Here is a 16597-nt window from a genome sequence, read left to right as displayed (position 1 = left end):
TTTCTGAATTTCAGGTCTGATCCGTGTCCCAGGAAACAGATCCGGCCCGTATTCCGTTTCAGTCCCGGATGGTCTTTTTTATCGGCTGTCCCATTTTTGCTGGCTTCTTTCATATTTCCTTCAAGAATCACTTCACCGTTCAGTGTAATTTTAATATCATCGCCATTGACGATCACTTCCTGTGAGTTCCATTCACCAACCGGTTTCAGAAAGCCACGCTTGGCGGCAATAATTCCGTAAACCGACCCGTGATATTGGTAGGGTGCCAGCTTGGCATAAATGGGTGCAGTATTGTCCAGAATTTGCAATTCTTTACCGACATAAGCGACATCGCCTTCCAGTGGTGCGTGGATACCCAGCCCGTTGTTGGCACCCGGTGTGAGTTGAAATTCGAAGCGGAAAATAAAGTTCGAATAGTCTTTTTCGGTGTAGAGGTTTCCGTGGCCTCCTTCGGCCGGACGAACAACCAGCAAACCATCTTCGGCCCGATAGTCGGTTTTATTTCCAACCCAGTTGTCCAGGTTTTTGCCGTTGAACAGCGATACAAATCCTTCGGCTTTTTCATCAGCACTCAGGCTTGGAACTTCAATATTCAATTCCCGGACGTACAGGTTGCGGAATGCCAGATCGTTGCCGTGCGCCTGTAATTCGATGGCTTCTTTCGGGAAAATAGGCATGGAGCGGTCCCAATAGTTTTCCATGGTCACGTTGTCTACAACCAAAACGCCATTCAGGTGAACGGTTACTTTGTCCCCCACCATTTTAATACGGAACGTGTTCCATTCGCCAACTGGATTATCGGCCACCACCAGCGGTTTACTCTCGTGTTTCTGATTGTTGTACAAACCTCCTGAGCCGACCTGTGCACCAACCTGAACCAGGGAAGTGTCCCAGATTTGAACTTGCGGTGTTCCGCGAAGGTAAATTCCGGAGTCGCCTTCCTTGGTGATTCTCCAGTCAACCAGCATTTCAAAATCGCCATACATTTTTTTCGTGCAAAGGTTGTCGCCTTTTCCGTCGAACACAATGATTCCATTTTGTACCGACCAGTTTTCGTGCATTTTTTTGTCTGCTTTAGCTTGCGCGGCAGCGAGTGCCTTGTCCGACATTTTTGCACGGGCAATTGGGTTTTGTACCAGTCCCTGCCAGCCGGTCAGATCTTCACCGTTGAAGATAGAAACATAACCTGCTTCCTGCGGCATTTTGTCCAAATACTCCTGAATATCAATTTTAAAATACTGGCTGTCGGCACCCGAAATTCTGGCTTTGACTTGATGTAGTGTTTCGCGGACAAAAGCTCCGGTCAGTCCATCCTGCTCTCCAGGAGTCGGAAGCGCAATTTTCATGGCCGATTGAGCGGCAACTGCGCTTAAGGCATCCTCGTCAAGGTAGTTGGCGACAAATGCCAGCGAGAGGAAGGTCTTCACGTTTCCGGCTGCGCGAATAACTTGCTGCTTCTCGTTGTCGGTGGTGCATTCGCTCATGATCTTATCAAGCCACAGCAATTTTTGATCGGCCGGGGAATTCGCCTGCTGGCTCAACTTCAGGTAGGCAGCCAGGGCCTGTTGTTTGTATTCGGACTTCGACGGGTTGCTGTAAACTTCAAACAAAGCAGGCAGGGCCGATGCGTCGGACCAGTTGGTCAAGGCCGAAAATGCGGCTTGCTGCTCCGATGAGCTTCCATCATTCAGCAGTGAAACCACACTTTCCAAAGCATCTTGATCGTTGAGGTATGGAAGAATCGGAACCAGTTTTTGGGTCTGATTTCCTTTCTTCATTTCTTTCAAAACCAGGTTAGCTGTCGGAGCATCTGCCTGGCGATACAGTTCGATAAGCGCTTGTTGAACTGCTTGTGTTTCGTCTGCTGATGAACTCTTTTCCAGAAGCTCCAGCAGGGCCGGTGTGTTTTCGGCTTGGGCCACACGCGAAAGCGCTTGATAGGCCGCCTGGCTGACCTGATCGCTGGAACTGGAGCAAAGCGTTTCAATTTGACTAAAGTAAGCATGAGCGCGTCGTGCGGCCAGGATGTCGATCAGCACGACCTGAGCATCTGCTTCGGCTCCATCCAGTTGCGCTGCCACTTGGTCGCAAGCATCTTGAGATGTTGCGGTTAGCAGGGCTTGTTTAATCATTGCCAGATCGGTTTCGTTGGAGACTTCTTTAAGTTGGTCGAGCAGGCCGGGAATGGCTTTTTCCTGTTGATTGATGGCCAACGCACGGATGGCTTCCTGACGAACGGCAGGATTGCCCGATTTCATTGCGGGCTGAATTACTTGTGTGTACACGGCCGCTTCGGGACGATGAGCCAAAAAGTAAAGCAATTCGGCCTGTTGTTCCGCCGAATATTTGGGAAACTGTTTCACCCAGTGATTGACTTCTTGCTCATTCAGTCCATTTTTTGCCAAACGAAGGACAGCCATGCGGTAGCTTTTATCAGCATGGTCAAATTCTTTGGACAGAAGTTTCAGTGCCTCTTCGCCTTGGTTTGCCCGCAAAATCTTCAGTGCCGCTGAGCGGTAATGCAGTTGGTCGGAACGGGTAAATTTTTTGAGCGCTGTTGCAGCCAGTTTGCTGCTTAGCTTGGTCTTTCCGTGTTGTCCCAAGTTCCCGGCGTATGCCAGGTAGGAAAGCATGGTCTCTGATTCATCGGCAGAAAACGAAACCTGTTTGGCGGCATTACTGAATGTTGCGGCCGACGCCTCACCTGCGATGCGCGCCAAAGCGGCATAAGTCTGTTTGAGCGCTTCTCCGCTGGCGGATTCGCTTAGAGACAGCAAATAGGACTCGGCAGGTTGGTAGCTCAATGCGCCCAAGGCTTTGATGAACGCTATTTGTGGCTTGTCGCTCTTGTTTTTTGCAGCCTGAAGGATGGCTTCGGCGGCTTCGTCGGAGCCGATGCTCGTCAGCGTGGCGATTGCCGGAGTCATCAGCCCTTCGCTATCCAGGTAGTTGGCTGCTGCTTGAACGGTGGATGCTTGTCCGCCATAAGCGAGTTGCCGCAGGAAAAAGGCTTTGACTTCTTTGTCCGAAGCTTTGTCGAGCGCTTTGATCAGGCTTTCCTCGATCAATGCTTTTTCGGCCGAGCCCGGCCATTTGGCCAAGCTTGTCACGGCATAACGAGCCTGGGTGTCGTCACCAGTTCCGGGAGGTACAATCAGATCGCAAAAGTTGGCGATTCCATCGGCTCCCAAATCTATGATTTGCTGGCTTAATTGGTTTGTTTCCTGGCTGTTTTTGGCCGGGAAACGCGCCAGAATGTCGGCGACTTTGGTTTCCAGCGTCCGTCTGTCCTGCGCAAAAGCAGGAAGAAGCAACACGCTGATCAGAAGAGTTGTCAGTATATTCTTGAAGTGATTCATTTCCTTTTGAAATTTTGTTTAAAAACTAGGTTATTGCTATTGAATTGACTTTGGTGTGACTGATTTTCTCACTTAAATCTGCCACCCGCCACGCATGGGTTGGTTGATCAAGCGGTTGGCTTCATCATCATTAATAAACACCTGATTGACCGGATCAAATTCGAGGGTTCGGCCCAAACGAAGTGCGATGACACCCATATTAACAATGGTTGCCGAGCGGTGGCCGTTTTCTTCGTTTAATGCGAATTTTTTGCGTGTACGAACTGATTCGCTGAAGGTGGTAATCTGAGGTTCCGGATCAGGCATGGTGTCAATCAATGCCTGCAAGTTTGGAATATCGGATTGGAATCCGTTGAATATTTTTCCGTTGGGGCCTTCAATGTAGGCTGCGTTTTTATCCTTGTTTTCACCATCCAGAATGATTTGGCAACCATCGTCGTAGGTGTAGGTTATTTTCCGCCAGGTGCCGATGGCATCGTCGTGTTGTTGGGGGGCGTCCACTTCTACTTTCACCGGGCTGGTGTTGTCTTTGCCCAGAAAATATTGAACCGGATCAATGTAGTGCTGTCCCATATCGCCCAGACCTCCGCCATCGTAATCCCAGTATCCGCGGAAGGTTTGATGCACCCGGTGCGCGTTGTAAGGTTTTTCCGGGGCTGGTCCCAACCATAGGTCGTAATCCAATTCATCAGGAATTGGTTGTGGGGTCAGGTTCGTTTTTCCTACCCAGTAGAATTTCCAGTTGAAGCCGGTCACGCCGCTGATAGTGACCTTCAGCGGCCATCCCAAAACGCCACTTTCGACGGCTTTCTTCAGCGGTTTGACAGGCGTTCCGAGCCCGTAGAAATTATCCTTGAAACGGAACCAGGTGTTGAGTCGAAACATTTTCCCCGTGGCGTTGATGGCTTCCACTACCCGCTTGCCTTCTCCAATGGTTCGGGTCATGGGCTTTTCGCACCAAACATCTTTACCGGCCTGCGCTGCCATTACCGACATGATGCCGTGCCAATGCGGCGGTGTCGCAATGTGCACGATGTCGATATCGGAACGCTGAAGCACTTCACGAAAATCATGGTAACCCTGAACTTCAGAATTGACCATATTGAGCGTGTCTTTCAAGTGATTTTTGTCGACATCGCAAACGGCGAGCAATCGGGTGCCTTCGTAGTTGATGTGTCCTTTTCCCATTCCTCCAACCCCAATGATGGCTTTGGTGAGTTGGTCACTTGGAGCAAGAAAGCCAGCTCCTCCCATAACATGCCTTGGAATAATCGTTACTCCGGCAGCCGCAATCAGTGATTTTTTAAGGAAATCGCGGCGTGGATTCATTTTTTTGTTCATCGTCTTATTGGATTTAGTAGTGCTCAATTTAATGAATTGTTTAGACAAAGAAAGAATCCGTGGGATAATAGCAGGGGTAACAAAGGGGGTAACGGCTAAAAAAATACGGGTCTATCAGTTTTTATTCTCATTTGATCTTGCTTTTCTTCAGGCGCCAGAAGGTCGAATACAACAGAAAAGTTTCGATCCTTAAGCCTCCACTTCGCCGGAGGCGAAAACAGCGATGTCCCGCTTAAACCTACCAGCAGCGTGTCATCCTGAACTTGTTTCAGGATGAGCCAGAGAATTGAGACGATTGGAGTGTCCTCGCAGTTTTCTTCCCTTGTTTTCCAAAACCAAATCCTCGCAGGCTGCCAAAGCCCGCCTACTTAGGCAGCTCATTTGGCACCTTTTTGAAGGTCCGGCATAAAGACTAAGGAAGTACAAGCCCGGGAAAACACTAATTATCCGCCGTCAGGCTTTTAAAGTCGACTGGATAGCTTTCCTGGTACATTTCACGGTACACTTTTACAAAATGGTCGTAAACCGTGTGGGCAAGGCTCAGTTTCCCCTGGAGGGTGAGCAGTTGTAGTTTTTTACGCAGGGCGGGTTCATTTAAAGGGTCGTGCAGGCTGACCACTTCGGCAAGTTTGAAGAGCTGCTGGGCATGTTGTGTTTCATCCAGCGTTTCAAAAAGCCTCATGCCCATTTCAATGATCCGGTCGCTCATCTTGCTGATGTATGGATCAAGCCACGATTCGGACATGTTTGGAAAAAGCGTTCCGCGGTTCAGGGTGTTCACCAGCTTCTGCAGGATCTCATCGGATGGAGTACCAGCGGAATTTTCCAGCTCGTTCAATTGGCTTTCCGCTTCCCCATAATCGAAGTAGCTGCTTTCGCTTAGTTCGATCCGCCATAACTTGTCGCTAAAAACCAGGTTGATGCCCGGGCAGGAGACAAGTGCTGCTTTCAGGTTTTGAATGTTTGTTCCGCGCGTGTTTTTGGCATTTTGGGTACTCATTCCCGGCCAAAGGATGCCCGAAAGCCTACTGGTCGAAATGCCTTTTTGGCCATTCACACTATTCAAAAGAACCAAAATAAACAGTTGTTTGATCTTGGGCGAAAACTTCTGGCTGACCTCTGCTCCCTTTGGGTTGATGACCTTGAGTCCGCCAAAGCAGTATATTTTTTCCTGATGTTGCACTGGCTTGATGAGCTCTTCAACGGGCTTAGTTTGCTTTTGAGTCTTGCTGGTGTTTCTTTTTCGGAGATACAGATAGACCAAAATCAGTAAAAACACAGCGAGTAGAAGCAGGCTCCACAGCGCGGCCCCTTGGCTTTGCGGGTGGGTGGCCGATTGCTGAAATTGTTGGCGGATTTCCTCATCGTTCAACTCGCGGTTCCAAATCTTAATGTCCCCCATGTGGCCAACAAAAAACTCTTCCCACAAGTTGCTGCCAATGAGTAAGGTGTAATCCGATTCGCTATATGGCGTAATCAAGTCGATTTGTTCGGTAAGTTCGCCATTCAGGTAAAATCGAATCTGGTTTTCATAAGACGAATGCACCAACGAAATAAAGGTCCATTCGTTGATTGGCACGATGGACGAAACAGACTGGTAGTCTTTAATTCCCTGCATGGTATAGGTGAGTTGGCCGTTGTGCAGTTTTAATACAAAGTCGCGGCCCTTGCCCAGAATGCTGTTGTTGGCGTCGGTCTGGCTTGGTTTTATCCACGCGGTAACGCTGAAGTTTGGTTGAAGGCTTTCTTTGCTTTGAATGCCGGCATCGAGGTAAGCCCGCCCCGGAAACCAGGCGCAGGAACCACGCACGGGATCGGTCGTGAGCTCAACGTCGTTGTTGATCATTTCCTGTTCGTTGTTTCTTCGGATGTTGCGCGCTTTCTTTTCGAAAATAAAATGGTCGGTCAGTCCAAAATCCGGGCTCAGGCTGACAGCTTTGAATTCCTTCAAATAGCTTCTGTTCGCAGGAGAGTCGTGCATGATGTCGGGCGAAAAACGGTAGCCAGCCTTGTAGGGAATGAACGGCTCGGGGTTAGAAGTGAGTAGCGGAAAGCAAAAGTAACCGTTGCTGGTTCGCCGGGGATAGGATTTCCATGATACGTCGACCAGCAAGTGATTGTTTGATAAGATTACGCCATAGAATTTGTCCCTCGCGTTGAGCTGCGCCACCAAGCTGGCTGATTCCTGAAGCGAGAGTTCGTTTGCCGGAATAAAATTGGGCAGCTTTCCGCACTGGCTCCAGAGAGTCAGGTACAGGTCGGCATTGGTTGGGGTGGGGGCCGTGTTCACCCAAAGCAGCTCTTTGGTGCTGAATAAAGTTTTGCTGAACAAGCTGTCGGCCGATCGTTGCTCGAGTTTGACCTGGTCGAACTCATCGGGGGTGATCAGCACCAGTTTGTTGTTTCCAAGCGATAAGTGGTCTTGATCTGGCTTGCTGATGACCGGAATCACGTTCTGCCGCCCGGTGAGCCGGTCGAATGTCGTGTTTTGGCCCGACTGCTGCAACTCTTCGGCAAAGAAAGCAAACGGAATGTTCGCTTTTTGGAGGCTATCAACCGCTGATGCGCTGAGCTCATTCAGGTGAATCAGCAAGTGCGTCTTCAGCCGAATCGTGGTTCGCAGACTGTCCGGCAACTCCTGATACCATGCTGGTTTTGCCTGGACTAATCCGCTTGTCAGGATTAGCCAAACAAACAAGATCAGACGATATTGACGGGTGTTTGTTTTCAAAAAAATATCGGATTGATTGGTCGTTCCTGCAAATCTATAAAAAGCTGACTGATGTTTCCTTGCAAAATGAGGAAAACCGCTTCGGAATTCAAAAAGGTGGTATTCCGATGCATCGAGGGGTTGTTCGTTTTCTTTTAGTTTCCAGCCAAGGTGCCGGCGGTTTTTTCCACTTCCCTGAAGACACGCAGCAGGTTACCGCCCCAGATTTTTTTGATGTCTCTTTCAGAATAGCCGCGCTTCAGCAATTCGTAGGTGATGTTCGGAAATTCGCTCACATCGGCGCAGTCGGCCAGTCCGCCGCCGCCGTCGAAATCACTGCCGATGCCCACATAATCTACGCCAACCAAGTTCACCACATGATCGATGTGGTCAACCAAATCGCTGACAGTTGGTAGTTCTTTTGGGTAGTTTTTCTTCATATCCTGCCATTCCTGGTTGAAAGCCGATTTTTCGGCTTCGTTCATTTGGTTGTATTCCGTCCGGTAAATATGCATCAGCCGGCTTTGAACTGCGTAACGCCGGGTAGTGGTGTCGGGTTCTTTGATGTAATCGTCGAGCAAACAGATTTGAATGACCCCGTCGTTCTTGGCTAGCTTTTTAATCATCTCATCGCTCATGTTGCGGTCGTGCTGGCACAGGGCACGCACACTGCTGTGCGAAGCAATCACCGGTGCCTGGCTCATGTTCATCACATCAAAAAAGGCCTGGTCCGAAATGTGCGACACATCGACCATCATGCCCAGTCGGTTCATTTCGTGGATGACCATCCGCCCAAAATCACTGACGCCGTTGTGTTCCGGTTCAGCCAAATCACTTGACGAATCGCATAGATCGTTGTGAAAAGAGTGGGAAAGGGTGATGTAGCGGACACCGCGCTTGTAAAATTCCTCGACCCTCTCGAGGTTTCTAGCCAGGGGGAAGCCATTTTCCAGTCCAATATAAATGGCCCGTTTGCCAGCGCTTTCAATGGTTGTTGCCTGATCGGCCGTCAGTGCCAGGCTGGCTGTTGGCTGATGTTTGATGACTGCCGAATGAATGGAATCCAGCATCTGGTGCGCCAACTGATAGGCTGTGATATAGTTTTCATCTGTCCGTGGTTTCTGGCCCACCCACACGGCAAAGAACATGGCATCGAGCCCTCCGGCTTTCATGCGGGGCAAATCTACCCGGATATAGGGGCTGTGGTGTTCGTCGCCAATGTCGAAACCGGCTTTAATCATTTCCATAGGGGTGTCGCAATGGGTGTCGATGGTGAGGGCGCGCTCGTGAATGCGCAAGGCTTTTTTCCACCGGTGCGTGTCTTTCTCTTTGGCTTGGGCAAACAGGATTCCCAAGCTCAGCAGAAGTATCAAAGTCAATCGTTTCATTCGGTTATGGTTTTAGCTCATCATTCCATCCGGATGTTGAAGCCAGTTGTCTTTTCGTTGAAACCGGACCGGATCGCCGGTTATTTCTTTGGAAAAGGCTTTTAAATCCTGTCCGGAGAAGTTGCCGGAAGTCATGATCAACAGGTTTTTGTCTCTCCAGTTTTTTGCCCGGAGTTTTTCGAATAATTCTTCCGGGTCGGTAAAGACCTGCAGCCCGTTGCTGGCAAAAGCCGCAGCCACTTCGGCTTTAGTGATTGGGCTCAGGCGTTTGTGCTCAATGGTTTTTGGGTTGAAGAAGACGAACGCTTCGTCGGCTTCGTCCATGCAGTTTTTGTATTGGGGAAGAAAATCTTTTTTCAATGAGCTGTAGGTGTGCAGCTCCATTACGGCAACCAGTTTGCGGTTGGCGAATTGCTTTTTCACCGCGGCTGTTGTGGCTTTCAGTTTCGAAGGGGAGTGAGCAAAGTCGTAGAAAACCGTACAGCTTTCGTTTTCGGAAAGTGCTTCAAGACGGCGGTCGGCTCCTTTAAACGAAATCATGGCCCGATAGAATTGCTCATCGCTGATGCCCAATTTGTCGCACACCAGCTTGGCTCCGGCAATGTTTTGCAGGTTGTGATCGCCAAAAACCTGCAAGCGGATGTTCCGTTGTCCGTGGTTGAGGTAAGTTACGCCGTCTTCAACCGTTGATTTATGTGCCTGGTAGGCCAGCTTCTGAATATCGGCGCGCGATCCATCGGCAATTTCCTTCAGGATTTTATCGCCTTCAAAATAAATCAGTGTGCCGTCTTTTTCGATTTTATCTGTAAAAACCCGGAATTGCTCCACGTAGTTTTCAAAGGTTGGAAACACATTGATGTGATCCCAGGCAATGCCGCTCAGCAGGGCGATGTGTGGATGATACAAATGAAACTTCGGGCGGCGGTCAATGGGCGACGACAAATATTCATCGCCTTCGAAAACCGCGATTCTGGTGTTTTCCTTCAGCGAAACCATGGTTTCAAAGCCTTCCAGCTTGGCCCCAACCATGTAATCAAAATCCATGTGGTTGGTTTTCAGTACATGCATAATCATTGAGGTGATGCTCGTTTTTCCGTGTGAGCCGCCAATCACCACGCGGATTTTTTCTTTGGTTTGTTCGTACAGGTATTCCGGATACGAGTAGATTTTCAGCCCAAGTTCCTGCGCTTTCTTAAGTTCCGGGTTGTCGGGATGGGCGTGCATGCCCAAAATGATGGCATCAATTTTTTCGTTGATCAATTCGGTTTGCCAGCCTTGCTGTTTGGGCAGCAAACCATATTGGTCGAGGCGGCTTTTGGACGGTTCAAAAATCTCGTCATCGCTGCCTGTTACCTGGTATCCTTTTTTATGAAGCGCAATGGCCAGATTGTGCATGGCGCTTCCGCCAATGGCTGTAAAATGAATGTGCATGTAGTCTGAATTAAGCGTTGAGCGCCTAAAAATAGCGAAAGTAGTTTAAGTATTCCTTGTCAGAATGAAAAAATGGAGGTATTTCGGGATTCGGCTGATTTCGTGTATTTTTGGATTTCTTCAAAATAGGATGAGATTACAGCACGTGAACGCAAAAGAACGATTGAGAGGAATTTTCGGCAAACGATGGATTGGCCTGTGGCTGGCACTGTTTACCTTTTTACTGACTGAGTTGCTGGCCGCTTTTCCGGCCTTGACGGAGTCGGTTTATTCACGCGGACTTTATCCGTCGATCGCCATGGCTTTGTCGTCGGTTAGCCGGTGGTTCCCCTTTTCGCTCGACGACCTTTTTTACGTGGGTTTGATTGTGCTTGGGCTGGTGAGCATCCTGGCTCTTGTGCTTCGGCGCATGCGCTGGCATTCGTTTCTTGCGCTTTGGTTGAATTCGTTGGCCGGACTGTACGTGCTTTTTTACTGGCTGTGGGGCTTCAATTATTATCGGCAGGAGTTGAATGAACGGTTGACAATTGCGCAGAGCGAGCCCGATACTGAAGTTTTCATTGAGGTGTTGTCCGAGCTAATCGAATCGGCCAATGCGGCCTATATCAGCGTCGATACCCTTGATGTGGCGCGGGTGGATTCATTGGTTGAGGATTCGTATCAACAGCTTGCTCCGTTTTTGAAAATTGATTATCCAGCCGGAGTGCGGCGCGCCAAACCAATCACGTTTAGTGGGTTTTTTGCCAAGGCAACCATTTTGGGTTACTACGGGCCATTTTTCAACGAAGTCCAAGTCAGTAGATACTTGTTGTCCGTCCAGTATCCCTTGGTTTTGGCGCATGAAAAGGCGCATCAGTTGGGAATTACCGGTGAGGCGGAAGCCAACTTTTACGCCTGGCTGGTTTGTGCCAACAGCCCGGACCAGGTACTTCAGTACAGCGCAAGCCTCTATTTGCTTCGCTATTTTCTGAGCGAAGCCTACCAATTAGAAGCTTACCCCCAGCTGGTCAAACAAATCTCTGAGCCGGTGAAATCCGATTTTCAGCGGATCCGCGAGCATTGGCTAATGCTGCGCGATGTGAAAATTGACGAATATGCTTCGAAAATGAACGACGCCTACCTGAAAACAAACAAGGTTGAACAGGGCATTGACGATTACTCCGGCGTGGTAAAATATGTAATGGATTTTTCAACCGATTCGGTTGCAAACAAGCGCCTTCGAAAATTGTTAAACCCATAGAAAGTAAAAAGATGAATCGATTAATTCCCATACACGCCGGCCATTTTTCATGCGATGGTGGCGCACTTTTCAGCGTTATTCCAAAGCCATTGTGGTCGAAAGTCTATCCGGCCGATGAAAATAACGTGACCCGGTTGACCATGCGCTGCTTGCTTGTCGATCAAGGTGAACGGAAAATCTTGATTGAAGCGGGCGTCGGCAATCATTATCCGGAGAAGCTGCGGAAAAACAACGGACATGAAGACACTGACGCGTTACCAAAATCGCTGGCTGCGCAGGGGTACGATACTGGCGACATTACCGATGTGCTGTTCACCCATTTGCATTGGGATCATTGTAATGGTGCGGTGTTGAATGAAGACGGCCAGCTGAAGTTGCTTTTTCCGAAAGCCACGCACTGGTGCAGCAAAGGGCAATGGGAACATTTCCCAACAGCCAGCGTTCGTGAGCAGGCTGCCTTCTTCCCGGATATCCTGAATTTTCTGAAGTCGGAAGGAAACATGCAGTTGGTTGAAAACGAAGGCGAGCTTTTTCCCGGAATCAGCGTCCGGTTTTTCGACGGACACACACCCGGGCAACTCATCCCGCTGATAGAAAGCGAAGGAAGAACTTATGTGTACACTTCCGACCTGATTCCTACCAAAGCGCACATTCCCATTGTTTGGCTGGCGTCGTACGATTTGTACCCGGTAACTGCCATGGAGGAAAAGGAAGCCTTTTTGAAGGAAGCAGCCACAAAGAACTACATTCTGTTTTTTGAACACGATTATTATACCCAATGTACCAGCCTGGAGTGGACCGATAAAGGTGCTAAACTAAAAGAAGCATTTTCCATTTAGGATCATTTGATCGATTCTTGAGAGAAGATTGTATCGTTTATTATTCTTGAAAGAAGTGATCTTGTGTTGTTGGTAGTCAATTAGTTACATAAGGTGTTTTGTGAAACACTTTTTGAAATACGCGGAAACTCGGTAAAAGTTTATATTTTTGCCTCCCCTGCTTTAAGAAAATAGTTTTCTGTTTTGGCAGGAAAAACTGAATTTGAAAACTTCAGAACCCGAACCTAAAATTGCGATAACCAATTGAATTAAAGTCTGGTAAATGGAAGGTCAAGTCAAATATCTTAAGGCAAAATCATTCGTTCTCGATAAAATCGATTTTTTTTACCCTCTATTTCGTCCATTTTTCGATCTACAGACCTTTCGCTACCTGGCCATTGGCGGTTCAAACACCTTGCTCGATATTTTCCTGTACTTTGTTTCCTACAACTTCATACTTGAAAAGCAGGTGGTTCACCTGTCACCGGGTATAGCAATCAGTCCGCATATTGGCGCTTTTATTATCGCCTTTTTAATTACCTTTCCTTTGGGCTTTATGCTGATGCGCGGGTTGGTATTCACTGAATCAATTCTTCGGGGCCGAATTCAACTGGTCCGCTATTTTTCAGTCGCAATGCTGAATATAGTACTTAACTACGTTTTACTGAAATTGCTGGTCGAGTATTTTCTCTTCTACCCCACACCGTCCAAGGTGATTACCACTGGGGTCGTTATCATTGTGAGCTACTTATTACAGCGGTTTTTTACGTTTAAATCTTAGAATAACGGAAGTTTTAAAATGGCGAATTTCGAGAAACCTGCGAAAAGAAGTAGTAAAGACAGCCCGATATTAATTTTGGGATAACGGAGTTCGAAATGCCATCATCAATAACTTCAACTTGCCCGATCAGCGAAACGATATAGGGATGCTTTGGGAGAATTTCTTATTTATGGAACGTTTGAAGACCAAAGCCTCCAAACGAATTTTCTCGAACGACTATTTCTGGCGAACTTACGATCGGCAGGAGATCGATTTGATTGAGGAGCGGGATGGACAATTGTATGGCTATGAGTTTAAATGAAACCCAAAAAATGTTAAGGCGCCCAAGGCTTGGTCAATGGCCTATCCTGATACTGAATTTCAGGTGATTTCAAAGGATAACTTTCTGGAATTTTTGCTTTGAAGCCTTTTATTTTCTCAAAGACCCATTCTCTTCAAACCACGCCAGAGCATCGCTGATCGCCATTTCTATAGGGGTTTGTGGTAGTTGCAGTTCCCTGATGGCTTTTGCAGGCGAATAGTAGTTGTCGGCTTGGAGCAGGCGCGCGTTAATCTTGTTGAGTTTGGCCGGCTCACGGCTCAGCTTTTCATATAGCGTTCCGGCTTGGCCGGCGAGGGTTAAAAGTGGTTTGGGCAATTTTACTAACTGTTTGGGCCAGCCACATACCGCTCTCATTTTGCTGAAAAACTCTTGGTAGCTCAGGTTTTCATTGGCCAGCAGATAGCAATGGCCGTTCTTTCCTTTTTCAATGGCGCTGACAATGCCGTTCGCCACGTCTTCAACATGAACGAAATTCTTTCCGCCGAAAGGGTAAGGCATCATTTTCTTTCCGTGTGCCATCAACAGCATTAGTCCTGAGCTGGGCTTGGCATCGTACTTTCCCAGCATAAACGTGGGGTTTACGACGGTCGCCGGAAATTGGTGTTTCCGATGAAAATCGAGTACCAGTTGTTGCGCTTCATGTTTGCTTCGCATGTAGCCCGATTGGTGCTGCAGATCGGTAAAAGGAGAGGATTCATCACCGGGCTTTTCTTTACATCCGGGGCCAAAAGCGTTGGCTGAGCTTACAAAGATAAACCGGCCAATGCCGGCTTTTTTACATTCTTCAAGCACCAGTCGGGTGCCGTCAATATTAGCCTTTCTGTAATGTTCGTAGTCCGATGGCCATTGCGAAGTATTGGCCGCCACATGCACTACGGCTTGACAGCCGGCGAGCGCTTTTCTTAAATCGCCCGTGTTCAAAAAGCTTCCTTTGAACAGCTCCAGATCAGTACCTTTCAGTGATAGCAGGTTGCTGCTTCCCCTCACCAAGCCTTTCACGTCATAGTTGGCTTGCAACAGTTTTCTGGTCAGATTGCTTCCAAGCAGGCTGTTTGCCCCTGTTATCAATATTTTCATGAATTCTTTTTTTACCATTTTCACGTTTGAAAATACGGGTGCCCACAAAAATCCGGAAGTTTTCGGGAACCAGGCGGATAAAGAAGGCATTCAGCTGGCTCATAAAACCAGGAATGATGACGGATTTGCCGCGGAGTAGTTTTTTGACAGCGATCCGGGCTATTTTTTCAGGGCTCATAATGGAAAGCTTGATGTAAAAGCTCTGACCGTTGATCCGCTTGCTGACATCCGAATTGGTCATGATGGGGCCGGGGTTCAGGACGCACACGCTGATACTGGAGTCCTTAAGCTCGGCTTCAAGTCCCCTTGTAAAATGATAAATAAATGCCTTTGTGGCCGGGTAAATGGTTTTATACGGAACGGGAGAAAATGCGGCGAGGCTGGAAACATTTAATATGTATGCCTTGCCCTGCGTTTTTAGTTCGGGAAGAATCAGCCGGGTAAGAAGCGTCATGGCGCGGATATTGAGCTGGATCATGTTGTCTAGATAATCCGGATCTGCATCGATAAAATGCTGGGTTCCTCCAATTCCGGCGTTGTTAATCAGGGTGTTGATTGAAAAGTTGTCGGTAGCCCAATTTGCAAAGTCAACGACTGCTTTTCGGTCTGTCAGATTTGTTTCTTTATAATAGACCTCGATGTTGTAGGTTTGTTTTAGGATTTCGCTTAGTTTAGCCAGGTTTTCATCAGGTAGCGAAATGAGAATCAGGTTCATTTTTCGTCTTGCACATTCAATGGCAAAGGCTTTCCCTAATCCTGTACTTGCCCCGGTAATTAAAGTGTATAAACAGTTCGGATTTTTCATTTTGACTATTTTTTTATCATTGTCAACCATCGACTGGCCGGTTGTCTGTCGTGGGAGGCTTCTGTTTTTAGTTGTCAGAAGTACATACCCGGGTGTGCGTTTTTATTCCGTTTATTTATTGGATCAGCAAAAGTGACCAATGGATCAACACAAAAAGCAGGCTAGAAAATTTCGTTGGACAAATAAGATTGGTTATTGTTTTCTAACGGTCTAAAAATAATGACATTCGAACATTCGATGGTTCAGATTCTCATTGGAAGAATGCTCTGTTCTTGTGAGTCAACTATTCTACATTGTGGCCTTGCCTACACGCTTATTTGCGTAAAGGTATTGTAATTACAGGGGATTCCAGGTTTTTGAGCAAAAAAATTACTTTTGGTTGCATTTTTCAATAGCAGCTAAATAATTCCGATCGTTGCTGCGTGGCGGACTGCCTCTGTGATGTTGCTCACATTCAGCTTTTCAATGATTCGCTGGCGGTGTGTGTTAACCGTGTTAACTGAAATAAAAAGCCGATCGGCAACCTGTTTGCTGATCAATCCTTTGCCGAGCAACTGCAGAATTTCCTGTTCACGTAAACTCAAACTTGTATTTGGAGTTTCTTTTGGAAAATGGTACAGATCGCCGGTCTTGGCGTTTACCAACCGGTACCGGCACAAACTCTGAATATCCTGGTCCGGCGACAAATCCATGATGCCAAGTGCCAGCCAGACATTGTCATCCCCGTCCAGCTCAAGCAGCTTGTGTTGTTCGATCACGCGCACATAGTTGCCGTCTTTGCCCTTGGTCCGGTAGTCCATAATCATCTTGTAGTGCTTCATATTCAGGCGGTCTTCTTTTTTTACCTTCAGCATGAGTTCCAGAAACTGCGAGGAAACCCGGTTCAGATGAGCCAGATCTTCCGGGTGCAAACGACTGTCGATGTATTCATGCCCGGGTTTTCCGGCTTCTTCCAGGTTCCAGCCCAACAGATCCTCAAAAGTTGAAGAAAGATAGGCATGTTGCAACCGGGCCATGTCGAAAATGGAAATAGCACTACTGTGAACCGATTTGATTGATTCGAGAATTTCAACATGTTTATCCAGAAGGGAATAATCCAGTTTTTCAAAATCGAAGCTTTGATTATACCAATTGAATTCTTCCTGTTTGCCTGTCATAATACTGATTTTTCAGTATTGCCCGAATAAATGGACAATTGCAACTTTGTACTACAGATAGATTTGACAATAATAACAAAAAATCAAAGGCAATTGACTAGCTCCTGCCGGACAATTGTCTCTACAGTGAACGAGAATAGCTTGATATATATTACTGAGACCTATTAA

Annotated in this window: 11 protein-coding genes and 1 pseudogene; 4 read left to right on the top strand and 8 right to left on the bottom strand. The window is 47.6% G+C overall.

All coding sequences use genetic code 11. The annotated features are described in order from the left end of the window. From AAC033_RS15025 to AAC033_RS15005, 5 genes are all read right to left on the bottom strand, one after another. A partial coding sequence (locus AAC033_RS15025) for a family 16 glycoside hydrolase (RefSeq protein ID WP_339739564.1) occupies positions 1 to 3359 on the bottom strand: 3359 nt, incomplete at its 3' end. A gap of 72 nt (positions 3360 to 3431) precedes the next feature. Continuing rightward, positions 3432 to 4700: a Gfo/Idh/MocA family oxidoreductase gene (locus AAC033_RS15020; protein WP_339739562.1), complete on the bottom strand. Its 1269-nt coding sequence runs from the start codon at positions 4698 to 4700 to the stop codon at positions 3432 to 3434. Between the two features lie 439 nt (positions 4701 to 5139). Beyond that, positions 5140 to 7431 (bottom strand): LamG-like jellyroll fold domain-containing protein, encoded by a 2292-nt coding sequence (locus AAC033_RS15015; RefSeq protein WP_339739560.1) that lies wholly within the window; start codon positions 7429 to 7431, stop codon positions 5140 to 5142. A gap of 134 nt (positions 7432 to 7565) precedes the next feature. Further along, the gene (locus AAC033_RS15010; RefSeq protein ID WP_339739558.1) at positions 7566 to 8798 is read right to left on the bottom strand and encodes a dipeptidase; all 1233 of its coding nucleotides are present in this window, start codon (positions 8796 to 8798) and stop codon (positions 7566 to 7568) included. 12 nt (positions 8799 to 8810) lie between these two features. Then, positions 8811 to 10229: a Mur ligase family protein gene (locus AAC033_RS15005; RefSeq protein ID WP_339739556.1), complete on the bottom strand. Its 1419-nt coding sequence runs from the start codon at positions 10227 to 10229 to the stop codon at positions 8811 to 8813. Positions 10230 to 10359: 130 nt separating this feature from the next. Here AAC033_RS15005 and AAC033_RS15000 point away from each other — a divergent pair, with 130 nt between their 5' ends. The 4 genes and pseudogenes from AAC033_RS15000 to AAC033_RS14985 form a co-directional block, all read left to right on the top strand. Next, positions 10360 to 11469 carry a DUF3810 domain-containing protein gene (locus tag AAC033_RS15000; protein WP_339739554.1) on the top strand — a complete coding sequence of 370 codons (1110 nt, stop codon included), beginning with the start codon at positions 10360 to 10362 and terminating at the stop codon, positions 11467 to 11469. Between the two features lie 11 nt (positions 11470 to 11480). After that, positions 11481 to 12308: an MBL fold metallo-hydrolase gene (locus AAC033_RS14995; RefSeq protein ID WP_339739552.1), complete on the top strand. Its 828-nt coding sequence runs from the start codon at positions 11481 to 11483 to the stop codon at positions 12306 to 12308. 262 nt (positions 12309 to 12570) lie between these two features. After that, complete coding sequence (locus AAC033_RS14990) at positions 12571 to 13068, top strand: GtrA family protein (RefSeq protein WP_339739550.1); 498 nt, start codon at positions 12571 to 12573, stop codon at positions 13066 to 13068. 85 nt (positions 13069 to 13153) lie between these two features. Then, positions 13154 to 13369, top strand: a pseudogene (locus AAC033_RS14985) (DUF4143 domain-containing protein); the annotation flags it as partial. 108 nt (positions 13370 to 13477) lie between these two features. Here AAC033_RS14985 and AAC033_RS14980 read toward each other — a convergent pair. From AAC033_RS14980 to AAC033_RS14970, 3 genes are all read right to left on the bottom strand, one after another. After that, positions 13478 to 14467: an NAD-dependent epimerase/dehydratase family protein gene (locus AAC033_RS14980; protein ID WP_339739548.1), complete on the bottom strand. Its 990-nt coding sequence runs from the start codon at positions 14465 to 14467 to the stop codon at positions 13478 to 13480. Beyond that, a complete protein-coding gene (locus AAC033_RS14975) occupies positions 14391 to 15272 on the bottom strand; it encodes an SDR family oxidoreductase (RefSeq protein WP_339739546.1) in 882 nt (293 codons plus the stop codon). The genes AAC033_RS14980 and AAC033_RS14975 overlap by 77 nt, the downstream gene beginning before the upstream one ends. Positions 15273 to 15670: 398 nt before the next feature. Then, the gene (locus tag AAC033_RS14970) at positions 15671 to 16429 is read right to left on the bottom strand and encodes a LuxR C-terminal-related transcriptional regulator (RefSeq protein WP_339739544.1); all 759 of its coding nucleotides are present in this window, start codon (positions 16427 to 16429) and stop codon (positions 15671 to 15673) included. Positions 16430 to 16597 lie beyond the last annotated feature (168 nt).

Origin of the sequence: uncultured Sunxiuqinia sp. (assembly GCF_963974515.1) — a bacterium.
GTDB lineage: Bacteria > Bacteroidota > Bacteroidia > Bacteroidales > Prolixibacteraceae > Sunxiuqinia.
This window is presented reverse-complemented; position numbering and strand designations above follow the sequence as displayed.